Consider the following 22,794-nt stretch of genomic DNA (forward strand, 5'->3'; position numbering starts at 1 on the left):
CTGCGTAAAGCTGCGGGGGTTGTTAGCCACCACGTAGCCGCTAATGACGCGTGCAATAGGCGAGAGGCAAACACTGCGGCCGGCCATTCGAGGTGATCCCGGAGAAGATCCGCCTTCTCCAGGAGGTCATGGGCAAACGCAAGAATTCGGACTCGATTTTGTCGCCTAGATCGGCATCTTGAAGGCGACCGCGTATCGCTATGTTGGCCGGGACGGAAAGTTTCGTCCCACTGCCATGCGCGTCTTGGAGATGAACGGGGCAGGGGAGGGCAGTCTCCGGTCATTTCACGGCTTACCTGACCCCGGTGCCATCTGCCTCGAACGTCTTAGAAATGCGATGAACTTAGAAATGCGATGGTTTCGGCTGCAAGCTCAGTGACATGAGAACGCCATCGAGCATTCCTGCGGCGAACCAATTGTTTTCGGCGCGGGCGGAACGGTATAGGGTGCGGCATCGGCTAGGGGGATAATAGGCTAGGGTGCGATTTTTTGTCGGAAGCCAGCAACCTGCCTATCAAGGCGTGCCGACGTTCCAGTTGATTAAGGACAATTGGAACGACTGGTTTAAATGGTACACGCTCTACGCGATCCGTTCGATCCAGCCTGACGGGTCGATCATCGAGCTTGGAAGCGCGAAAATCGGGCGCAAGGGGATGACCGAAGATCAAGGCAGCACCGAACTGCCCCCCAACTTCGATGCCTTGGACGCGACCTATTTCTCCGTCGGTCAAGGCGAGAATTATTACGAAACCCTGATCTCGCTCGGGGACAATGTGCGCAACGGGTTCCTGATCGCGATGCGCGACTGCGCGTACGAGCCGGCCATTCTTGACGCCAACGCTGAGGAGCCCGTCCTTCACAACTCGCTCCTGCGCGATGTCGAGATGTCACGTGTTCGTGAGCGCTTCAACCGTCTCGCCCACGGTGAGGTCGCACTCTCGCCATACAGCTTCGACTATCTCTTTCCTCCTGATCCGCAGGCGCTAACCCCGCCGCCCGTGCTCAACTTCGCCGTGACGCCAAACTCGCTGCCGGCGACCAACATCCATGTGCTGATCGGCCGCAACGGCGTAGGCAAGACACGCTGCTTCGACTTCTTGGGCCGTGCCTTTCTCGGCATGCCGGCGCACGACCCGCAACAGACCGTCGGCCAATTGCGTAACCGCGTGGCCAATCAGTGGGGTTTCGGCGAGCCGGACGCGGACCCCGGCTTTGCTGGTCTGGTGACAGTTTCGTTCAGCGCCTTCGATTCCACCGGCCTGCTAGGGGGAGCGAGCAGCGGCGACAAGCGCTACGCCTATGTCGGGCTAGTCACTCACGAAGCTCCGCAGACCGGAGCACCAGTCGCAATGCCGCGAGGCCCACGCGTCAAGGACGGGCACGAACTCGCCCACGAATTTGCCAAGAGCATGCTCGCCTGCCGTGAAGGCGTTCGCCGGCGCCGCTGGGAAAATGCCTTGCGAACCTTAGAGGCCGATCCCCTCTTTGCTGAGGCAAACGTCTCTGAGCTTGCCGATTATCAGGGACCAGATCTTGAACAACGTGCACGTAGCATGTTTCGGCGGATGAGTTCGGGCCACGCGGTTGTTCTTCTTTCGATGACCCGGCTCGTAGAGTTGGTCGAAGAGAAGTCTCTCGTCCTGATCGATGAACCCGAAAGTCATCTCCACCCGCCCTTGCTTTCGGCGTTTGTGCGTGCGCTGTCCGACTTGCTGATCAATCGAAATGGCGTCGCGATCATAGCAACCCATTCGCCTGTTGTTCTGCAGGAGGTTCCGCAGTCCTGCGTCTGGAAGCTGAGCCGCGTCGGCCACGAAGCCCGCGCTGATCGACCCGAACAGGAAACCTTCGGTGAGAATGCCGGGACCTTGACTCGCGAGGTTTTCGGGCTCGAGGTGACCCAGACCGGCTTCCACAAACTCATCGCCGATCATGCCGAAGGGCGCACATATGAACAAATCTTGGCGCTGTTCGGCGGCCAACTCGGTGCCGAGGGCCGCGCGCTGGCGCGAGCGCTCAGTCTCATCTTACCGGATCAGCTTCCACCGCTCGGCGGTGATGAATAGGATGCGTACGTTGCCAATGCCGCCCCATTTGGCGGCCGACGTGCTGGCAACCTGTTTTGGCGGTGTCGCCGATGCAGAATTGCAGCTACGCCTTCAGGCAATCACCCCACTGCTTGTTGCGGCGGCCGCGAACTACGATCAGCTCGCGCGCGTGCAGAGCCTCCATGAAGTGGTGCGCGCACCGAACGTTGGCGCCGTCACCCGGTCCGAGTTGGAAGCGCTCTATTCGAAACAGATGAGCGCCTCGAACGGAGCTGCACGGGTGATCTACAACGCAATCCGAAACGCCCCGCCTAATGGCAAATGCCCGCTGTGCGGTATAGGCACGGTCACAGTGCTTGATCACCATCTCCCGAAGGCGCACTATCCAAGCCTGTCGGTCTGTCCATTCAATCTCGTTCCAGCCTGTGATTTTTGCAACAACGCTAAACGGGCGCGCTTCCCAACATGTGCGGAAGAACAAACCCTCCATCCCTACTACGACGATTACACCCAGCAGCAGTGGATCTTCGCCCAGCTCGATATCGAAGGGCCGCCCGTCTTGGTTTTTCACGTCGATGCACCGGCACACTGGACGCAGATCGACAGGCTCCGGGCAAAGCGGCACTTCGATGTCGTCAAACTCGGGGTTAGCTACACCTCGAATGCCAATGACGACCTGATCCCGCTCCGCGGCCACCTCACGACAATCGCAGCGACCAAGGGAGCGGGTGGCGTGCAGGCTTATCTGGCCGAGGAACAGGCGCGTTATGCAGATCGGCTCAACAGCTGGCAGCATATCATGTTTCAGACCTTAGCCGCCAGTCCATGGTTCATCGGCGGCGGATATCTCCAGATTCCCGACTGATACGAAGCGATCCCAACCGGGGCGGCTTAAAAGATGATGTGGTGGCATCGAAAACAGGATTCGGGAGCGTAGCAGTCGAGTTCTCGGATGGAATGCGAAGACAGGCCGCGGCTCCAGCAGATGATCTAGGGTTGGTTGCGGATTGGCTCGCACTGGTCATCAGATGAAACGGCATAGCTGTGTCGAGGTTACCCCTCTTCCGACACCTCAAGGAACAGCCGGACGAGCTCAGTGTTGATGTAATAGTTGTGCTTGCCAGCGCGCTGCTTCAGCACGAAGCCGTGCTCCGCTAGCGCATCGAGGTATTTTGCTGCTGTCTGGCGGGCTTTCAGACCGAGGTCCCGCTGGACGTACTCGATGCGCGTGTAGGGATGCCGGAACAGATTGTTGAGCAGCTCCTGACTATAGAGCCGCGGCAGCTCGTCACGCATTCTGTGTTTGGCCCGGGCCATCTGGTCACGGATCCCTTCGACGATGCGAAGCGTGGTGGCTGCCGTCTCGGCGACACCCTCGAGCATGTAGATCACCCAAGCTTCCCATGCCTCCTGCGCCCCGTCGCTGTCGCGCACAGCCTGAAGCAGGCGGTAATAGTCGGCCTTGTGCCGCGTCACGTGGCGGGAAAGGTAGAGGACAGGAATATCGAGCAGACCGGTGCGCGTCAGATAGAGGACGTTCAGGATGCGGCCAATGCGCCCGTTCCCGTCGGGGAAGGGGTGTATGCTTTCGAACTGATGATGGATCAGCGCCATCTTGATCAGAGGATCAAGGCCGCTCAACGTGTCATCGTTCACGAAGCGCTCGAGCGCGGTCATTTGCGTGACAATGTCCCGCGCGTCCTGTGGCGGGACATAGACGATTGCCCCCGTCCGGTCATGCTTGAGGGCAGTGCCGGGGGTCACCCGAAACCCGTCGTCGCGCCCCTTCAGGAGCCTGAACATGTCGATGAGAACGGAATTGGGGATCAAACCCCCGGTCTCCTGTATCCGGGCATAGCCGAGCCGCAAGGCGTCGCGGTAGAGCGCCACCTCTTTGGAGGCAGGCGATTGCGGGTCATCAGGAAAGAGGTCCGCCTGAAAAAGCTCGTCCTGGGTCGTGACTATGTTCTCAACTTCGGAAGATGCCTTTGCTTCCTGAAGGGCAAGGGTGTCGATCAGGATCCCCTGATTGGGGATTGTGCGCGCCTGCCCCTTCAGGTCGGCAAGAGCCCGACTGGCGGCATTGAGCGCCTTCAGGATGGGCACCGTCTCGAGGTCTATACCCGGAGGAAGTGGTGGGATGATGTAGGTCGGCGCTAACATGACACTCGCAACGTGTTAAAGAAAATGCGATTGTCCTAACACGACAATGCCCACATGTCAGCGTTCTGCCAATCGCGGATACGCGAAATATGCACTCGAGCCCACTGTCAGGCAAATCGTCGTGTGATGCTTCTGGGGCCTCATCGCCTTGCCGTACTTGTTTTCTCAGGCTTCGGGCAACCCGCCTCACCAGAGCTTCATCTAGTGCTCCACGCTCCTGATATAGCAGGCCTGCTCTATCTCATCGGGCCGTAACCGGTGCCCGCGCTGACAACTGTCGCGGCCGCGGCGTCGCTCAGGGCTGCTCCTGAGCCGCCCCGGCGGCGGCCTTCGCCTTGGCTTCGGCTGAACGAAAGTCGCTGACCCGCTCGACGATTGCCAACAGTTCGGCAAGGTCGGTCTCGCCGGGCTCACTGGCGAAAAGCGGGCAACCGTTTCCGGGGCCGACCGCAAAGCCGACCTTGCACGGCGCGTCGTTCTTCTCGATCCAGAGCTGCCGATCGTCCTTCGCGGGACCCGCTTGGCGGCCTTGGGGATCGAGCCGGCGCCAATACGCCTCGATCGGCTCGTTGTCGAATGCATAGGCGTCGCCGCCGCCGCATATCACCCGCTTGCAGTCGGCGCTGCAGACCTCGGTCGTCTCGTAAAGCAGCGTGCTCAGGACGGGCTCCAGCAACCCAAGCCGCACCTAGCCAGGGTAGGGCGCGCCATCGCTGTTCTGCAGCTGCGCTTCGATCATCTCGGCAACGTCCTTTGCGCTGATCACACGAAGCGTCGCTAGCACGAGATAGGCAATCCCACGAATCACTGGCTCCTGATCGATCCCGCTGCGCAGCGCGCGCCCAAACAGGTACGGGAGGTTCGCGGTCGCGAGGCTGAGCGTTTCGAACATAGCTTGCGGCTCGCATGCCACGCCCCAGGGGCGGTCGCCGATCCGACCATGGGCAAATTCAGAGACGACGAGCGCGATGCGCTCAAGCGGCCCGATAGCGAGATCCTCGCGCGTGTCCCAGAAGGTCTGAAGCGTTCTCGGCGACGTATAGTCGAACCGATTCCAGAAACCCTCACGGGCGACTTCCAGGTGACCCGCGGTGCTGAGCGCTTGACTGAACAAACGAAAGACGGCGTTAGGATGCTGCGCGAGCATACGTTCGAGCGAGGACTTGTCCCACAACTTGACCCTCGGGTGTGGGTGTGACTTCTGCCACTGCTTGACCCAGTCGCGGGTCGGATTGGAGAAGCCGGTGTTGGTTACCACGACCAGATAGGCGAGATCGTCCTGCGCGAGCGCATTGTTACATGCCGCCTTGACCGTGTCGGCTTCAACCGTGCCGCTGCGCCCCTTGCATTCGATCCACCATCGCTGGCCTTCCATCTCGCCATCGGGCGAAGGGGAGAAGAACCAAGCTTCGAGATCGCGTCCGCCGTCGGAAGTCCCCGCGCCGATGCCGCCGACACGCCACTCCAAGTCCTTGGCTCCGAGCGAATCCATTAGCCAATAGACGCATTCTTCCAGATCGTGGCCTTTGAGGCGCTCGAACGGAAGGGCCGATGGCAGCACCCAGCGGGCCGCGTCCTTACTTGGGTCGGACGGAGAGCTGCTCCTCGCTGCGCAGGCCAGTCACCGGCCGCGGCCATGGACTGCCGATCAGTCGCATCGCTCGGAAGCTGGAGCGCGATGCGCCAAGGATCGCACGTATGCGCGGACTCAAACTCGAGACGCTGCAAGCCCTGTCGGTCCTTCTCGCCGTACTCGACCTTGGCCGCGTCCGATTTCCAAACCGGCTCGACCGTAATTGCCAAGGCAATGCTCAGGACGACGTCGCCAAGCCGCCTCGGACCGGATGGCGTGTCGACTTCGACAGTCCCGGGATAGGGAAAGCAAGCCGAACGAATGACGGGAGCCGCACCCTTCTCGAGCCCAGAAAACGGGTCGACGGCATCCTGCAACTGGTGCCACAGGTCGTTGATCGACCAGCGACGTCCGTCCTCGACATGGTGGAAGATAGGGGCGAGGGGATCGCAATCATTACCCAAGCGCAAATCGCGGTCGCCTGGGCGCGGCACTGCCCACGGCGTGCTCGCCGCGAAGCGCAGTTCGACGCCGGCGAGCACCGCGCGCTTGTGGGTGAAAAGCACGAAATCGAGATTGAGGTTGGGATTTAGCTCGGCCTCCTCGATCTGGCGCAGATCCTTGAGCGTGATGCCGTGCACAGCGGCGATGCTCCGCGACGCGGGCGAGAATCCCGAGGCGCTGACCGCGATTGTATGGTCGGCGCCGAGCGAATCCTTCTTCGTGGCCAGCTGCTCGATCCATGTCACGTCTTGACGCGCACGGCGCTTGCGGCATTCGATTGTGGTCAGTTCCCCGTCGGTCGTGCGGAGCGAGGCGTCGACTTCACGAAGGCGTCCACTGTACCGACACCGTATTCGATCCGGTGAAGCAACGGTCGCGTCACGACCGGCTGTATCGCGCTCGATCCGCGCGACGAGCCGCTCGAAGGCGCGCCATTCGGGATCGATGCGCCTGCTGGTCATTCCGATCGAGCGCCCGTGGTCGGCCCGAGGAACATCGGAAAGAAGCTCTTCTGGTTCTTGAGACGAAGGATGTCGCCGATTGCGATGGTGTTGGCCTTGCGGCGTTCGCCGCCGCCCGGCGTCAGCACCTCGACATCTGGGTTGTCGATGATTGCCTGATGAACATCGTCGGCATGGGCAGGTGTCGAATTATAGATGCTCTCGTAGAAATCGCTCACGGGAATGGCATCGCCCGACTCCGATACTAGCCGCGGAATGTCTTCGAGTAACTGTCCGAGCGCCTGCTGTCGCCCGGATAGATCAAACAGATAGAGTGCGCCGGTCTCGTGGCGCGGATCGTAGCTCAGCATGTTTAGGCCCGAACGACCGAAATGCGCCTGCGCGCTGCTGTTCTCGTGCAACACGTTATTGTAGACTTGGCGCGCGCGATAGAAGTTTGCGAAATGGATCAGCCAGTAGCGCCAGCCATCCGGATTGTTGATCGAAAACGGGCTTACGAAGGGTGCGCAATTGCGAAAGGTCTCGAAGACGATCCGTTCGGCCGCACCGAGCCAGCTTCCTTTGCTCATTGCGCCTTCGAGACTTGCGAGATTGCCCGGCTCGATGTCGAGGTGCTGCAGCTGCGCGGCGAGGAGGTCGGGAGCGCTTTTCTGCAGGAACGCGACCAGCGCTTCGATCGCGAAGGTGTAGAAGATCTCGACCGACGGGTAGGAGCGCATGATGTCGATCAGCGTACGGCGGTCGACGCGGCTGTGCCCGCACTGGTCGAGATTGAAGAGTACGTTGCGATAGCGGCCCGCTTCGAGCAACTGCTTGATGGCCGGATATGCCGCCTCAAAGGGCTGGTTGAGATAGTCGACGCGCACATGAAGATTGGGCATCGATGCGGCGATCTCGGCCTGGACCGGCGCCATATGGTTTTTGAGCGATTCAAGCGCGTCGGAACTGAAATCGTTGAGGACCAGCAGGCATTCGACTGCGACCTGACCAAGCCCTTGCGCGGCGCGGTCTAGGTTGACCGTCTCGACGGCGTGCTTGAGCTCCTCAAGAATGATGATAGGCGATCCTGCCGCGCCGCAGCGATAGCGGCCACCCCCGGCGAAGCCGTCGACGATGGCGAGCCGGAAGCGCGACTGCTGGGGCAGTCGGCAGCGTACGACCAAATACTCGAATAGATATTCGCGCAAAATCTTATGCTTGCGCCGGGAATGTTCCTCAAGCGTCGCGCCTCTGGCCCATTCGTATCGCTTCTCAACCATCTCGTGTTCCTGCAACTGCCAGTTACGGCGCCGCCTCCAGCGTCGGCATCGCGTTCCAGGTCTGGCCACGATAGTGACGACCGTTCGCCTTCTTGGAGCGACGCTTGTTGTCCTCGCCCCAAGTGCCCCATTGTTTGAAGAAGAAGGCGGTCCCGTAGGTCTCGCACTGATCGTGAATCTCGTCGATCCATTCCTCCTTGATTGGGCGGGCCGAGCGGCCGCTCTCTCCGCCGACGATCGCCCAGTCGATCCCGCTGAGATCGACTTGCCCGACCGGCCCGATCAACGGCTCGAACGAAATGAAGCGGACCGCGGCGGCGACCTTTCGCAGTGCAGTGATGCGTGGAACGACGTCCGCATCCTCTACGCTGGTGCCGAGCCAGACATTGGGCAGGACGTCATCGCCAGCTTTGTGCAATACGTCGGCCATTCGATCGGGTCGCTTAGTCAGGATTTGATAGTGGTGATGCGGCGTATCGCGCATCACCTGCCACACGTCGGCGATGAACGCTTCGCTCACCGCGTCGTGGAACAGGTCGCTCATCGAATTGACGAAGATCTTGCGAGGTTTGCGCCAGCGCCGGGGAATGGCGAGCGCGCTGCGATCCTCGCGCACGATGCCGTTCCAGACGGTTCGCTTGCCGCTCTTGCGTGTCAGCCCTTCATATTTGGTGACGCCCATCGCTTCGAGCCGTCGAGCCATATCCATGGCATAGCAGTGGGTGCAGCCGGCCGACACCACTGTACACCCCGCAACTGGGTTCCACGTCGCATCTGTCCACTCGATCTGTGATTGCGCCATAGATACTTCAGTCGCTTTCAACACCGGAATAAATTTTGCGGCGTACCGCGTACGAGATGAGATCAAGCGGAATAGCGGATACGTAGGCCTTACGAGCGAGTGCTGGTCGCCTCTGATATCCTACCCCACTGAATTCAAACCATTCTAACCGAGCGTTTTGACCCCATCGGCCCCGACGGCAGGTTAAGAGTGCTAACCAAAGACGATACACCTTAACTAGCCATAGCGGATCAATCGGTTGCAATGAAGTCGCCCCTTCTCTGATTGTCCCACGATCTGATCTGACTGGGTGCTGGCGATAGCGAACATTGGGTGAACATATCGATGAGATCGGTACTTGCCAACTGTTTGTCTGCCCATTTCGCGGGAACTAAATCTTTGATCGCAGGCGTTCGTCGTAGCGAAGCTGAAGGATGGGTTTGGCTCGGAAACTGTCGTCCTTCGATCGGGCGACGCTACGCCGCGTACCGCCCGTCCTTCAGCCGCCGGGCCATGCCGATCCCCGCGAGCGCATCCAGCACCGGGCGGATGGTCGCGGCGCGTTTGCCCTTGAAGGCTCGGGCGACGTCTTGCGGCGCGAGGGGCGTGGCGGCGGCGGTGAGGATGGATTGGACGGCGCTGACCTGTTCGGGGAGTGAGCCGGGCCAGGGGATGACGTTGTCGGGCAGCGCGGCGGCGGTTTCGCCGAGGTCGAGCGTCTGGGTGACGGGGGCCTTGTAGTCGGGCGCCTGATATTCGGGGCGCAGCCAGCGGATCAGGCCTCGGGCCTCTTCGGCGGCACGTTCCTTGTTGAGGGCGACGAGGCGCGTGAGGATTTCCTCGTCGGACAGGTCGGCGGGCCAGCCATAGGCTTCGGCGACCAGCGCATCGATGGTGTCGTGGTGTTGGCGGATCAGGGTGACGAGCCCGCGATCATGCATGTCGCGCTCGCCATCGGTCAGCGCGCGACCCTCCCGCAGGGCTTCGAGCACGTTGTAGAGCTTGGTGAGGGTCAGGTCCTTATGGCTTTCGAGCACCCGCTTCCGCAGTGCATCGAGCGCCTCGGCCTCGGCCCGGATCTTGGCCTTGAGTGGCTCCGGCACGTCGGCAGGGAGCGGGAATGTCGTCGCGCACTTGGTATTGTAGACGGGTGTGTTCCCTACGCCATGTCGACCACCAATACGTGCAGAAAATTTCGCGTGAGCTTGAGAACTCAAAACTCCGAGCACGAAAGCATCGTCGGACCCGACACAGCGAAGCTTCTGGTCCGGCAGAACCGAAGAGGGGAGGAATACGAAATATCTCGTGGGAGAGTTCTCGACCGTCACGATGTAGCGATCGATTTGCTGGATACCGCTTCGCAGGCCATCGCGCGATGCCTCAAAACGCCACCATTCTTTACGCAGCCGGGGATTCCGTTCTTGGCTTCGTTCGGGCTTGGTATGGGTCACAAGGTACTGGAAAGCGGATTCCGAAATCTGTCGAACCGCTGCCTCGGAAGTGCAATCATTGAAATCGAGCACCCTCGCATTCCGTGGTCGCCGGGCAACGCCCTGACCATTCAAGTATCTCGGTGCATACCGGTCCATTGTTACCGCATCGGGAAAGAGCCTGACAGCGACATCTTCAGTGACAACCAGCGTGGTCGCATATGGCTTCATGCCGGCATGGGAGAGGTCAGACCACGCCTTGAGCTCGGACAGACCATCAATCTCGACCGACGGAGACAGGTCCGGTGTGATTGATCTACGAATTTTGGTCTCCAAATCAGCCTGTTCCAAGATCGTGCCATCGGAAACACGGCTCCTTGATTCGTCATGATCTGGTGCCAGCAACAACCGTCTTTGCTGGCTCTTGTCCTTGGACACGACTGTGAATGCGACACGCACCCCTGCTTCAGCATCTTTCCCTGCCCAAGGATGATCGGGGATCGCGAAAGTGATGTGCAGATCGTTGGCAAGCGCACTGGAGGTCACCTTGCGGTTTTGCTCCATCCGAATTCGGCTTGTGGTGATCAGGCCAAACTCGCGAGCACCTGCACGGACGCTGTCAGCTGCGAGCTTCCAGAAATACATCACGAGATCAACGTTACCGGGCACATTAGGATGGCTATCGCGAAGAGCATCTGCATAACCGTCGCCCAGCAGCTCTCTGGTCTCACGGCTCGAAACGAAAGGCGGGTTCCCGACAATGAAGTCCGCTTTCGGCCACTTCGTGGCACGCGGCTTCACGTACCGGTAGATTGGGATGCGAGCGGTATCGTCTGGCACATCGATACCAGTAATGGGGTCCTCCTTCATCGTCTCGCCGTCCCAGCGGGTGACGGGGTCCCCGTTCACGTCCAGCTCCGCAACCTTTTCGTCCCACTCGATCAGGGCGTCGCGGTTCTCGATGGTCTTGACGTCGCGCAAGATCGGCTCAGGCGGCGTGCGGTCCGCACCGTTCACCCGAAAATGCCATTGCAGGTAGCCGATCCACAGCACCAGCTGCGCAATCGCGGCGGCGCGCGGGTTGATCTCGATGCCTAGGAAGTTCTCGGGCGTGATGGTGTGGCCGGTGAGCTCGGCGACATATTGGTCATCGCCCAGCTCGACCAGCAAATCGAGCACCTCGCCCTCCAGCTCTTTCATGCGCGCCATGGCGACATAGAGGAAGTTGCCAGTGCCGCAGGCGGGATCGAGCACCTTGGTCTGGGCAAGCCGGGAATGGAACGCCTCGACGAAGGCCTTGGCCTCGTCCGCCTTGCCCTCTTCGATCAGGGTGGCAGCCGCCCCGCGCACCCCGTCCCAGTCGGCCCGCAGCGGCTCCATGATGGTGGGGCCGATCAGCCGCTCGACATAAGCGCGCGGGGTGTAATGGGCGCCAAGCTTGGCCCGCTCCTTGGGGTTGAGCGCGCGTTCGAGCAGGGTGCCGAAAATCGCGGGCTCGACCTCGGTCCAGACATGTTCGGCGGCCTGAATCAGCACCTCCAGCTCCTCGGCATCGAGGGGCAGGGCGGAGCGCTCCTTGAAAAGGTAGCCGTTGAACTTCCGGAGCGGGACGCCAAGCGCGGGGGAGAACTCGCCCTTGTCCATCGCCGCCCACAGCGCGGACAGCTGGTGTTCGAGATGCTCCGGATGGGCGCGCTGGTTCTTGAGCAGCTGGGTGAAGCTGCCTTCCGGGATCAGCTTGCTGTCCTCGGCGAACATTGTGAACAGCACGCGCATGAGAAAGCCGCTGGTGGTCTCGGCATCATAGCCGCGCTTTTCGAGGCGGCGAGCAACGGTGGCGAGCAGATCGGCAATGTCGCGGGTGACCCGGGCGGCGCGGGCGGTGGGATCGAGGCTTTTGGGATCGGTCCAGATGGCGCGCAGGCGGTCGCGAACATCATCGTCGCGCAAGTCCTCAAGCATGATCCGGTAGCGCGCGCGGTCGGGGAACTGGGCGTAGGCTTTGCCGGTGCCGGTGAAGTCGGCATAGACCTCGATGCAATAGCCGATGTCGGCGACAAGCAGGAACGGCGGCCAGCCATGATCGATGGGGAGCGCCTTGGCGTAGCGTTCGGCCTGGCCTTTCGCCTGCACCATCGCCTTGGCCCATCCGGGCGTGCCGCGCCGGGCGGTGCCGCGGGCGACACGGGTCTTGGCGGTCTGGCCGAAGATGTCGAGATCGTCCTCGCCCTTGTCGGCAGCAGCCCGGTCAGCCTCGCTGCCCTGCTTGGCTTCGAGGATGAAGCACCCGCGCTTGTAGCAATCGATCCGGCCGAAACTGGTGGTGCCGTCGCCATTGTCCTGAAAGACCCGGCGTTCGAAGACGTAGTCGTTCGCGGTGTCGTCAGCCTTGGCGCCGCGCGGGGGATCGACGCCGAGCAGCCGGGCCAGGCCGTTGATGAAGGACTGGGTGTTGGCGAGTTCGCTGCCGCCTGTGCCGCGCCATTCAGCTATAAAGCTTTCAATTTGATCGGCTTCGAGCATCTGAAGTAACATAAAGCACAGGCATCAACGGCAGGCAACGAATGTCGGATGAGCGCTCCAGCAGGCAAGGGGCAGGCGCGCGATCAAGCCTCGTCATGCTGAACTTGGATCAGCCCCGTTTATGTGGCGGAAGCGATGTCGCGCGCCGAAATGATCAATTGATTCCAGCGTCTCGGCGAATGCAGACTTATCGAAGCGGCCACCCCTGATGCGATCGACTTCAGCCTGCCAGTTGAAGTTTTTAACATCCGTGTTCAGAGCCAGAAAAGCCACACCCGCCGCCTTGCCATCTGTGTAGGAATCTGCCCAGACACCTCTACTCAGGCTTCGTGCTGCAAATTCGAAAATGAAACGAAATCGCTCGGCTTTAGGAACGGAAACATCCATCATTTTTCGAACCAAGATCGAACACGGTCTGCGGTAATCTCCCCAAGTCTTGGGATGAACGAAAAAGTCACTAATCTCGAGAACGGTGAGCGGATAGCTTACATATTTGCCCCCCTCTAAGACTCGGTTGCTCAGCATACGATCCAACTTGAAAGTGCGTCTTTTTTGCCGGTAATGGCAAAATGCATCCAAATATGCCTCGCAGGAAAACATAAAAACGCTCTCTGCCGTGATCCGGCGCGTTTCAGGATCTGAGAATTCTTTCTGATACTCTATTTCAAGTTCGCACCTACACGGAAGCAGATCACGCCCAACTCTCGCTGATAATTCGAAGAGGAGCCTGAGTTCCTTTCGAACAATGTCTTCATTCCGTCGCTCGTAAACCGGAATCTTCGACTTTCCATCGAGTGCCCGTTGAGCGATCTCGAAGGCTATCGAATTCTCCATCAGGCTTCCTTTGTCAGCAGCAGCGTCCACCTCGGGGCCGATCCTCACTAGACCGCGCGGGCTGGTTTATCGCAGCTGAGTGCATCTGGCTGCATTATCTGAATTTCAGCTGGTTTCATTCTTCGGGCCCTTCAACGGCCGTCGCGCTCTCCTTGCGCCGGATCGTCCGATACACTGTCGGCCGTGAGACCGTGAACAACTTGCCGAGGTCGCTGATCGAGTATTCGCCGGTGGTATGCATCTTGAGAAGTTCGCGCTGCTGGAGGTCGGACAGCTTGGGCGGTTTGCCGCGCAGTTTGCCCTTGTCGCGGGCGATCTTCATGCCTTCGCGGGTGCGCAGGCGGATCAGGTCGCTCTCGAACTCGGCGAAGGTGGCGAGGATGTTGAAGAACATCCGGCCCATGGGATCGTTGGGATCGTAGACCTGCTTGCCGAGAGCGAGACTCACACCCCGCTTCTCGAGCTCATCGGCGATCGCGCGTGCGTCGGGCACCGAACGAGCAAGACGATCCAGCTTCGGCACGACCAGCGTTTCGCCGGCGCGCACGGCAGCGAGCGCTTGGGCGAGGCCGGGGCGATCGCGGTTGCGGCCGGTCAGGCCGTGGTCGGTGTAGATGCGGTCTTCGGGCACGCCGAGTTCAATCAGCGCCCGGCGCTGGGCGGTGAGATCCTGCTTGTCGGTTGAGCAGCGGGCATATCTGTCGTTTGTCACAATCCTGATCAGCACTGCCTGCTGATTTTATTGATACATGCCCACCCCCTAAGTGCTATGATGTTGTGCACGCAGCAGTTCAGTATGCCGCAAAGCCTTTCGGAAACAGGTCAGCGTGGTGCAGGAGGCGCGGTCGGCAATGGATCTCGAGTCCGTTCCAAAAAGCGTTTGGCAGGAAGCTGAAAAGCGGGCGGTTATGCTCCGACCGCTTGCCGCCTGCCATGAAGCGCCAGCGTACCTTGTGCGCGCTGCCGCGAACGATCTGCAGATATCCGAACGCTGGGCCTACAAGCTGATCCGTAGACTGCGTGAAGAGGGCGGGGCGGTGACGGCAATTCTTCCGCGCAGCGGCCGGGGCGCCCCGCGCAAGAGCAGGATACCGAGGGACCGGGAAGCAGTCATCAGCAAGGTGATCGAAGGCTGGTACCTCAAACGCCAGAAAGAACGCCCGTCGGAGATTGTAAGGGCGGTAATGGCCGAGTGTCGAAAATCCGGTATCCATCCCCCGAGTGAAGCCACAATCCGGCGGCGAATACGCGGGATCGACAGGGGTGTATCCTCACGGTTGCGAGAGGATGATGCCGATACGAAGCCGATCATTGGCGCAACACCGATCCCGCAGCATCCGCTCGACGTCGTGCAGATGGACCACACGCCGGTCGATGTGATCCTCGTCGATCCGATCGAGCGGTTGCCGATCGGTCGCCCGTATCTGACGGTTGCTATCGACGTGATGAGCCGGGCGATAGCTGGCTTTTACCTGAGTCTCGATGCTCCGTCGGCGACCAGCGTTGGGCTTTGTCTCACACACATAGCTGAAGATAAGACCCTATGGATGGCCGCGCGCGGCATAACCGGCGCCGATTGGCCGATCATGGGCAAACCCAAGAAGATTGGCGTGGACAATGGTAGCGAGTTCCACTCCCAGGCGTTCGAACGCGGCTGTGCGCAACACAGCATCGAGATTGATTGGCGGCCACCAGGGCAGCCGCAATTCGGAGGGATCGTGGAGCGTTTAATCGGAACGCTCATGCAGCGCATTCACTCACTGCCGGGAACGACCTTTTCCAACACAGCGCAGCGCGGAAAATACGACAGCGAAGGGCGTGCGTGCCTGACACTGGAAGAATTGGAACGCTGGCTTACTGTGGCAATCTGCAAGGACTATCACCGATCAGGGCATCGCGGACTGGATGGGGCTGCGCCACTCGCGAGGGTGCGTGAGGGGCTTGCGGCACTGAGCCGATCTGGCGGCGGCATTGCCATTCCCGCTGATCGGCAAAGCTATCTGATTGACTTCCTACCTATTCTGAATCGGACCCTGCAGCGCGATGGTTTTGTAGTCGACCACATCCGCTATTTCTCGAACGCCCTGAAGCCGTGGATCGTCTCGCGCGATTCCCGAACCGAAGGGCCACTGACCCTCCGCCGCGATCCGCGCGATCTTTCGCGCATTTACGTGCTCGATCCTTTCGACGGATCATGGCTCGAGTTGCCGTATCGCAATCTGTCGCGGCCCTCGATCACCATCTGGGAGCATCGCGCGGCGCGCCGTCGCGTTCTGGAACGAAGTAATGCCGCGGTGGACGAGGACGCCATCTTCGCGGCTTTCGAGGAGATGCAGCAGATTGAGCGCGACGCAGCCAAGCTGTCCAGAAGTGTCCGCCGTCGCCGTTCGCGGCCGCCGTTAGATCGACAGGATGTGGTGACGGCGGGATCGCAACCTCCGCAGGTAAGCGAAACACCCCATAACGAGGTCGGCGCCGCGCCGAAGCCATTTGCCGACATAGAAGAGTGGTAGGGCCCCATGGAGCATCTTCGACCGGAGGCCAGACGAATTGCCGAACTGCCAAAAGTTGAGCGGCTAGGCCATCTCGCGACCGATCGTTGGATCGGTTATTCGCGGGCGCGGGATGCCTTGCAACGCATGAATATGCTTCTCTCGACGCAAGCTGGCCGTGTTCGGCCTCAGAATTTGTTGATCGTCGGACCAAGCAATAACGGCAAATCGACTATCGCGGAAAAGCTTCAGCGTCAGCATCCTCGGCGCTGCTCGCAGGAACGGGACCGCAACATCTTTCCGGTGCTTTCGATCCAGATGTTGCCCAACGCAACGGTGCCGCGCTTTCATGCACAGCTGCTCGATGGACTGGGTGCACCTGTCGGCCATTTTCAGCGAGGCGACACGCTCAGCGCCATCACCTTGAACCTCATGCGAGCATGCGAGGTCGGACTGCTCGTTATCGACGAACTGCACAACCTTCTTTGCGGTTCATCATCGCGGCAGCGCGAGATTCTTGGGCTCATCCGATATTTGGGTAACGAATTGCGCATTCCGATCGTCGGGATAGGCACAAAGGATGCATGGCTTGCGCTGCGGCTCGACGACCAACTGGAGAATCGTTTCCAGCCATTCCTGTTGCCGAGATGGGCCAACGATGCCGAAACGGGCCGACTGTTGGCGAGCTTTGAGACGGTTATCCCACTTCAAGAATGCTCCGGCCTCGGTCTGCCTGTTTTGCGCAAGGTAATCGTGGAGCGTTCAGAGGGCCTGATAGGTGAAATGCACGAACTTCTTTTGCGCGCGACCGATCATGCGTTGACGCAGGGCCGGGAGCGCATCGAGGAATGCGATTTGATGGAATGCTCTTTTCAGGCTCCAACTTATAGGCGACAGATGATGGATCGAGAGCTTCGGTCGTGATGTCGGAGCCAGCTTGGCCGCTGCATCCGCGGCCAGAAGATAACGAAAATCTCCGCCAATATGTTGAACGCCTTGCGCGGGCGTATGGCGTGTCATTCAAGACCTTCTGTTTCAATGCGCTCAATATTGCGCACGAGGATGAAGAGGCGCGTCTTTTTCTCAAGCCAACAGGGGAAGTTCTATCCCGGCTGTCCGCCGGCGTCGGGATATCGATAGAAGAATTGCGGACGCTTCCGGAAAACGGGTGGCGAAGGTTTGCGCAAGCGACTGCCGACTTCAACGAATGGATAGCCATTCCTGCAAACAGGCAAAAATTTGAGGAAAGGTTTGGATCGGGCCTATAACATTTGGGCACACTCATAAGTGATCATTCGGTGTTACAAGATAAATCGTCACAAATGAGTGGCGAACCGGCTTTTGTTACAGTACCAGGGTATCGACCACCTTAATGTGACAGTTTGCCATGCCTCGCATCGGATACGCCCGCGTCAGCACCACGAGTCAAGATCTGGAAATTCAGCAGGCCAAGCTGAAGGCGGCGGGCTGCGAGATTATCCGTGCCGAGACAAGCTCCGGGGCATCTCGCGACGGTCGCACGGAGCTTGCCACCGTTTTGGAATTTCTGCGCGAAGGTGACGAACTGGTCGTACATCGGCTTGATCGGCTCGGCCGCTCGACACGCGACGTCCTCAATTTGGTGCATGAGCTCGACGCCAAGGGAGCTTCACTGCGGGTCCTTGAGCCGGAGGTGACGACCGCAGGCGACATGGGCCGCATGGTCATCACCATTCTTGGGATGGTGGCTGACATGGAACTGAAGTTCATCCGCGACCGGCAGCGGGCCGGTATCGATGCGGCTAAAGGCAAAGGTATCTACAAAGGCCGGCAGAAGCGGGTGAACGATGACGCTATTTGCAGGCTGGCATCGGAGGGCGTGCCTAAAGCCCAGATTGCCCGTGATCTCGGCGTGTCGCGCATGACCATCTATCGGGCTCTGGAAAAGCAGAAGACGTAGGCAAAGACGAATGAAAATGCGTAAGCGTCGGGCCGATGCCATGGTAGGCGTCCGGCAGCTTTCGGCGTGTGTCCTCGGCCAGGCTTATGACCGAATCTGGGTGGTTTTCGGAATGGCAGGTCTTCCAATCAAGATTTGGCAACCTGACGTTTACCGAAGTGGGCGATAGCTATCTCGATAGAGTATCGTCTGATTTTTATTCAAAAATCGAGAGAACCGCTCATGAGAAGACTACCTCTCGCTGCCGCTTTCGCATTGGCCTATCTGCAATCAGCCTCCGTCGTCGCGCAGGATATCGAGCCTGCAAGCCTCGCAGAGGCAGAGGCAGAGGCAAAGGCAGCTATCGAGCCGACGATTTCCGTTTCCCTCAATCCTGATGCGCAAGCGCTTGTCGCAAGCACCAACGCCTTCTCGCTCGATCTTCTGCGTGAAGCTGATGCGCCCGACACCAATCTCATTATCTCGCCGGCGAGCGTCTCCACGGCGGTTGGCTTTGCCTATCGCGGGGCGGTTGACGACACCGCGTCTCAGCTCAAAACCGTCATGCGATATCCGTTTGATCCGCAGCAGAACCTCAGGGCCAGCGGCGCATTGATGTCGACTATGTCGTTCTCTGCGAAGGGCCGCGAACTTCGGACCGCAAACGCCATATGGCTGCAAGAAGGCATGCCTTTTGACCAACGGTTCGAACAGGACATGAATGCCTATGCCAAAGCAGGGATCGGACGCACGGATTTCCGGGCCGATCCAGAAGGAGCGAGACAGCTCATCAACCGCTGGGTTGAGGGTGCAACCAACGGCAACATCGCCGAACTGCTGCAACCTCGCATCGTGACCACCGGCACCCGTGCAGTTCTGGTGAATGCCGTCTGGTTCAAGGCCGACTGGCAGTTTCCCTTCAGCAAGGAGGCAACGCGAAGCGAACCTTTCACCGCCATTGACGGGTCGATCAGCACTACATCGCTGATGCACCAGTGGGGCCGGTATGCTGCGTTTCGGCGTGATGGCGTGAGCGTGATCCAGCTGCCTTACAAAGGCGGTGAAGTCGCACTCGTCGTCTTCTTGCCGGACAAGGCAAGTGCGCTCCCGAAGTTTGAAGAAAGCCTCACCTCTAAAGCGCTATCCCGATGGCTCACCGACCTCGACAAGACCGCTCCTCGCGAAACAGTCCTCACGCTTCCCAAATTGAAAATGCGCTGGCACTCCGATCTGGCCGAGGACTTGACACGGATGGGCGCGCCGATCGCTTTCTCCGACGATGCCGATTTCTCGGCCATGGCGCGACTGCCCTATCCTGGTGGTGAAGCCGAGGAGATTGGACTGAAGATCAGCCATGTAATCCATGAGGCGACGATTGAGGTGGATGAGGTCGGATCGGAAGCAAGCGCGGCGACCGCTGTGGTCATGGGCATCGTGGTAAGCGGGCGTCGCGGCCCACCTCCACCGCCGCCCTTTGTCTTCAAGGCCGACAAGCCATTCCTGTTCGCGCTTCGGGATCTTCGGACCGGGCTTCTGCTATTTGTCGGGCGCTATGTCCGGCCCGACCCATTGCAAGAATGACCTGCTCGATCTGTCCGGTTCGAACGTCTTGGGCATCAAGCCCGATGTCGCCCAATGGCCATCGCGACTGCAGCTCCGAATGACCACTTCGGGGTCGATTCCAGAATGGCAGGAAGTTTCCAGAAGGGGAGCAAAGCGGCCGTGCCGCCTTCGGGGTAGCGTATCGGCTTTGGTTGAGCATGTTCAGGAAGTATCATGTTCGCTGAAGCGGTCATGACAAACACTGAACTTATTTATGAAGAACGACAGTATCCGATCAAAGTCCCGGTCATCTGTAACGCTTAGCGCCCCATCAATGAGAATCTAGTCGTACTACCTTAATGAGACGGACTGGTCGACCCCGATTTTGGAGGACGAAAGCCAAATTCTATTGATTGGCGATCGGGCCAAATTTTGTGTCCGTTGAGCGACCCCCTATCGTACAACCAAATTTCTTATGGCGTTGCGTCCTATCTGATTGTGTGCCACTTTTTAAACCGTGGCATATTTGGTCTAAGGTTCAACGTGTGATGACGGCTATTGATCTGAAGGTGGCTGCCAATGGGCGAATGGTTCTTCCGAAGTCCGTGCGCGAAGCAATGGGCTTGTCGGGCGATACGAAGGTGACCGCGATCGTAGAAGCGGGTGGCGTCCGACTTGTGCCCATCGGCCATCGTGTGATGCGCGCACGCGAGCTGTACCTGCAGGCGGTCAAGTCGCCGCGCACCACCGAAGACTTCCTACGCGACAGGCGTGAAGAGGCCGGGCACGACGAAGCGAGCATTAGCGATCCTGCCCCACGAGCGAGGTGGTGCTGGATGCATCGGCCGTGCTGGCGCTTCTGCGTGACGAGCCGGGGGCGGACATCGTTGCCGGCCACATGCCCAGAAGCGGACCAGCCGCAAACGACCCGTTGCAGACATTCGGCGGCATCCTTGTTAGCGGGCAAGCTCAGCGGCCTTGCAGTTTCATATTGAGGAATCAGCCCACCTGATGACAAATGTTCTTGTCCTCTATGGCCTGCCGCACTCGCTCTATACCGGCAAGGTTCGCAGTTACTTGCGCAAGCAGGGCATCGGCTACCGTGAGAGACCGCCCAGCGACCCCCATTTCGCGCAAGTAGTGGTGCCGAGAATCGGGCGGGGCATCATCCCGGTCGTGGAGCTTGCCGATGGTAGCGTCGTGCAAGATACCGTCGACATCATCGATCACTTCGAACGCGCCGGTGTGCGCTATTCTGCCTATCCGAAGACGCCGCGCCAACTCGCAGTCGCGCACCTGTTCGAACTCTATTCGGTGCTTGGCCTGACGCGACATGCCATGCACTACCGCTGGTCCTACCTCGATAGACAGAAAGCTTTTCTGCAAGATGCTTTCGGGGTCGGCGGCAATGCCGAGCGCACCGCCTCGGTGATGGCGCGGATGAACAGCTATCTGCCAATGCTGGGCGTGTCGGACGAGACAATCCCGGCAATCGAGGAAAGCTATCGCCAGCTACTTCAAGGGCTCGACGCACATTTCACACAGCATCCCTATCTGGTTGGCACCCAGCCTTCGATCGGCGACTATTCGCTTTTTGGCCCGTTGTTCGCTCATCTTGGGCGCGATCCGGTTCCGCTCGCAATCATGCAGCGCGACGCGCCCAAAGTTCATCGCTGGGTCGAACGCATGCATGCGCCCGATCTCGACCTTGTGGAATATAACCTAGAGGGCGAACATGGTTTTGCTGCCGGTGATGAGATCCCGGCGTCGCTAAGTCCGGTGCTAGATCAGATCGCTGTCGAACTGCTGCCCGGCCTGACCGATAGGCTGAAGTTTCTGCGCGCTTACGTCGCCAGCGGCGCCGCCAAACCTGGCCAGCCCGTCACCTCCAAACCGCATCAGCGGATCGTCGGCGAAGTGGAAACGTCATTCCGCGGCATCCCCTATACGGGAGGGGTACAGCCCTACACTTTCCTTCTTTGGCAACGATTGCAGGACGCGGCAGCAGATAGCGAATCCGTACGAGACCTATTTGCCGCGCGTTCCCTCTCAGCCCTTCTCGAGGAGAAGCTGCCCATCAGGATCAGGCGCGCCGACAATATCGAAGTGTGGGACGAACGGAGAGACTGACTGCCCCAACTACTCATTTAAGGAAACCGCTACTCATGGCCGCTTTCCACCCAGTTGCGGACATTCGCCTGGGCAGAATTCCTTACCGCAAGCTGCCGTCAATTAGGCTCATCCTGATCGAATTCGCTGGCATCCGAGCTCGAGTAGACTTCCTTGGCGGCTTGCATCCCGTTCAACGCTGCTGGAAATCCGGCATACACGCTCATCTGGATGATAATTTCCTCGATCTCGCTCTTCGTAAGACCGACATTGAGTCCGGCTTGGATGTGGACCTTCAACTGGGGCTGTGCCGTGCCCATCGCCGTAAGGGCTGCGATCGTCGCGATCTCTCGTTCGCGGAGGCCAAGACCGGGCCGTGCGTAGATATCGGCGAACGGGTATTCGATGGTGTAGCGGGCAAGATCCGGCGATATGTCCTTTAAGCTTTCAACCACCTTCTCTCCGGCTTCACCGTCGATTCTGCGAAGATTCTCGAGGCCTCTTTCGAACCTGTCAGTCATGACCATTCCTTCATTAAGCGAGTTGCCAGCGAATGCATCGCTGGAGCAAGCAGCAGACTGATGAGGGGAACAAGGATTGCCGTCAGAATGAGTGCCTGAAATCCAAGCGCCATATCGCTCGCGATGAACCCCAGCAGCTTGAGCATCCCGGTCACAAGCGGCCATACGACGAGCCAGACGAGCATGGTCCGCAATATAACGATCCGGAATGTCATTTGTCGGCTGCTGGATCGGGACGATGAAGGATGGCGAAGTATCCCGGCAGAACCTCGTCGAGCTTGGCTTTCCCCGAGAGAGTAAGGGTCACGTTCCGGGAGCGAGCATCTTCTGAGTTTTCCGAAATCGCGATCAGGCCAGCCCGTTCCAAGCCCTGCAAGGTGCGCGTGACGACGGGCCGCGATACGTCCAGCCTTTCGGCAATTTCACTTGCAGCGAGGCAGTTTCGCTCGGGTTCGCGGTCGATAAGGATCATCATCAAAAAGCGAAGCTGCGAGAGGTCATGGCGCGCGAAGTATGCTTCCAGCTCGCGGATCAGCAGGCTCGCGCGTCGCATCAACCGAAGCGCGTCGAGCACTCTGTCGACATCGACATCGGCGAATTGGTCGGCATAACCGTCGACCATTTGTCGGCTGGGAA

21 protein-coding genes are annotated in these 22,794 nt (G+C 59.5%); 9 read left to right on the plus strand and 12 right to left on the minus strand.

Annotated elements, in window-relative coordinates:
- The first annotated feature begins 479 nt into the window (after positions 1 to 479).
- Both BZF57_RS17695 and BZF57_RS17700 read left to right on the plus strand, forming a co-directional pair.
- The gene (locus tag BZF57_RS17695; protein WP_086740498.1) at positions 480 to 2,066 is read left to right on the plus strand and encodes an AAA family ATPase; all 1,587 of its coding nucleotides are present in this window, start codon (positions 480 to 482) and stop codon (positions 2,064 to 2,066) included.
- Positions 2,067 to 2,094: 28 nt separating this feature from the next.
- Positions 2,095 to 2,913, plus strand: coding sequence for an HNH endonuclease (locus tag BZF57_RS17700; protein WP_143738558.1), 819 nt, complete (start codon positions 2,095 to 2,097; stop codon positions 2,911 to 2,913).
- A 188-nt stretch (positions 2,914 to 3,101) separates the two neighbouring features.
- Here the strand turns inward: BZF57_RS17700 and BZF57_RS17705 are convergent, their stop codons facing one another.
- From BZF57_RS17705 to BZF57_RS17745, 9 genes are all read right to left on the minus strand, one after another.
- Complete coding sequence (locus tag BZF57_RS17705; protein ID WP_086740504.1) at positions 3,102 to 4,211, minus strand: Fic family protein; 1,110 nt, start codon at positions 4,209 to 4,211, stop codon at positions 3,102 to 3,104.
- Between the two features lie 295 nt (positions 4,212 to 4,506).
- Positions 4,507 to 4,887 carry a hypothetical protein gene (locus BZF57_RS17710; protein WP_086740506.1) on the minus strand — a complete coding sequence of 127 codons (381 nt, stop codon included), beginning with the start codon at positions 4,885 to 4,887 and terminating at the stop codon, positions 4,507 to 4,509.
- Positions 4,888 to 4,899: 12 nt separating this feature from the next.
- On the minus strand, positions 4,900 to 5,703 hold the full coding sequence (locus BZF57_RS17715) for a restriction endonuclease (protein ID WP_086740509.1): 804 nt from the start codon (positions 5,701 to 5,703) through the stop codon (positions 4,900 to 4,902).
- On the minus strand, positions 5,703 to 6,749 hold the full coding sequence (locus BZF57_RS17720; RefSeq protein ID WP_086740511.1) for a restriction endonuclease: 1,047 nt from the start codon (positions 6,747 to 6,749) through the stop codon (positions 5,703 to 5,705). The genes BZF57_RS17715 and BZF57_RS17720 overlap by 1 nt, the downstream gene beginning before the upstream one ends.
- Positions 6,746 to 8,008, minus strand: a complete 1,263-nt coding sequence (locus tag BZF57_RS17725; RefSeq protein WP_086740513.1) for a three-Cys-motif partner protein TcmP — start codon at positions 8,006 to 8,008, stop codon at positions 6,746 to 6,748. The genes BZF57_RS17720 and BZF57_RS17725 overlap by 4 nt, the downstream gene beginning before the upstream one ends.
- Before the next feature lie 22 nt (positions 8,009 to 8,030).
- Positions 8,031 to 8,810: a DUF5131 family protein gene (locus BZF57_RS17730; RefSeq protein WP_086740515.1), complete on the minus strand. Its 780-nt coding sequence runs from the start codon at positions 8,808 to 8,810 to the stop codon at positions 8,031 to 8,033.
- Between the two features lie 455 nt (positions 8,811 to 9,265).
- Positions 9,266 to 12,742 carry a class I SAM-dependent DNA methyltransferase gene (locus BZF57_RS17735; RefSeq protein WP_240506037.1) on the minus strand — a complete coding sequence of 1,159 codons (3,477 nt, stop codon included), beginning with the start codon at positions 12,740 to 12,742 and terminating at the stop codon, positions 9,266 to 9,268.
- Between the two features lie 93 nt (positions 12,743 to 12,835).
- Positions 12,836 to 13,606: a WYL domain-containing protein gene (locus BZF57_RS17740; RefSeq protein WP_143738559.1), complete on the minus strand. Its 771-nt coding sequence runs from the start codon at positions 13,604 to 13,606 to the stop codon at positions 12,836 to 12,838.
- 85 nt (positions 13,607 to 13,691) lie between these two features.
- Positions 13,692 to 14,288 (minus strand): recombinase family protein, encoded by a 597-nt coding sequence (locus BZF57_RS17745; RefSeq protein WP_086740547.1) that lies wholly within the window; start codon positions 14,286 to 14,288, stop codon positions 13,692 to 13,694.
- 139 nt (positions 14,289 to 14,427) lie between these two features.
- On the opposite strand from BZF57_RS17745, the gene BZF57_RS17750 reads away from it, so the two are divergent.
- The 7 genes from BZF57_RS17750 to BZF57_RS17780 all read left to right on the plus strand — a co-directional run bounded on the left by BZF57_RS17750 (position 14,428) and on the right by BZF57_RS17780 (position 21,658).
- Entirely contained in the window at positions 14,428 to 16,089 is a 1,662-nt protein-coding gene (locus tag BZF57_RS17750) for a Mu transposase C-terminal domain-containing protein (RefSeq protein WP_086740523.1), read from the plus strand.
- Positions 16,090 to 16,095: 6 nt separating this feature from the next.
- Complete coding sequence (locus tag BZF57_RS17755; protein ID WP_086740525.1) at positions 16,096 to 16,992, plus strand: TniB family NTP-binding protein; 897 nt, start codon at positions 16,096 to 16,098, stop codon at positions 16,990 to 16,992.
- Positions 16,992 to 17,336 (plus strand): TniQ family protein, encoded by a 345-nt coding sequence (locus BZF57_RS17760; protein ID WP_086740528.1) that lies wholly within the window; start codon positions 16,992 to 16,994, stop codon positions 17,334 to 17,336. The genes BZF57_RS17755 and BZF57_RS17760 overlap by 1 nt, the downstream gene beginning before the upstream one ends.
- 119 nt (positions 17,337 to 17,455) lie before the next feature.
- A complete protein-coding gene (locus BZF57_RS17765) occupies positions 17,456 to 18,007 on the plus strand; it encodes a recombinase family protein (protein WP_086740530.1) in 552 nt (183 codons plus the stop codon).
- Between the two features lie 255 nt (positions 18,008 to 18,262).
- The gene (locus BZF57_RS17770) at positions 18,263 to 19,567 is read left to right on the plus strand and encodes a serpin family protein (protein WP_162291045.1); all 1,305 of its coding nucleotides are present in this window, start codon (positions 18,263 to 18,265) and stop codon (positions 19,565 to 19,567) included.
- 509 nt (positions 19,568 to 20,076) lie between these two features.
- Complete coding sequence (locus BZF57_RS21795; RefSeq protein WP_419470498.1) at positions 20,077 to 20,523, plus strand: AbrB/MazE/SpoVT family DNA-binding domain-containing protein; 447 nt, start codon at positions 20,077 to 20,079, stop codon at positions 20,521 to 20,523.
- 16 nt (positions 20,524 to 20,539) lie between these two features.
- A complete protein-coding gene (locus tag BZF57_RS17780) occupies positions 20,540 to 21,658 on the plus strand; it encodes a glutathione S-transferase family protein (protein ID WP_086740535.1) in 1,119 nt (372 codons plus the stop codon).
- Between the two features lie 98 nt (positions 21,659 to 21,756).
- Here BZF57_RS17780 and BZF57_RS17785 read toward each other — a convergent pair whose 3' ends face one another.
- The 3 genes from BZF57_RS17785 to BZF57_RS17795 are packed head-to-tail and all read right to left on the minus strand — an operon-like array spanning position 21,757 to position 22,780.
- A complete protein-coding gene (locus BZF57_RS17785; RefSeq protein ID WP_081096823.1) occupies positions 21,757 to 22,158 on the minus strand; it encodes a carboxymuconolactone decarboxylase family protein in 402 nt (133 codons plus the stop codon).
- Positions 22,155 to 22,373: a putative antibiotic biosynthesis monooxygenase gene (locus BZF57_RS17790; protein WP_086740537.1), complete on the minus strand. Its 219-nt coding sequence runs from the start codon at positions 22,371 to 22,373 to the stop codon at positions 22,155 to 22,157. The genes BZF57_RS17785 and BZF57_RS17790 overlap by 4 nt, the downstream gene beginning before the upstream one ends.
- Positions 22,370 to 22,780, minus strand: coding sequence for a MarR family winged helix-turn-helix transcriptional regulator (locus BZF57_RS17795; RefSeq protein ID WP_230959651.1), 411 nt, complete (start codon positions 22,778 to 22,780; stop codon positions 22,370 to 22,372). Before BZF57_RS17795 ends, BZF57_RS17790 begins: the two co-directional genes overlap by 4 nt.
- Between the last annotated feature and the right edge of the window lie 14 nt (positions 22,781 to 22,794).

The organism is Erythrobacter colymbi (assembly GCF_002155685.1).
In the GTDB taxonomy this organism is placed as follows: domain Bacteria; phylum Pseudomonadota; class Alphaproteobacteria; order Sphingomonadales; family Sphingomonadaceae; genus Erythrobacter; species Erythrobacter colymbi.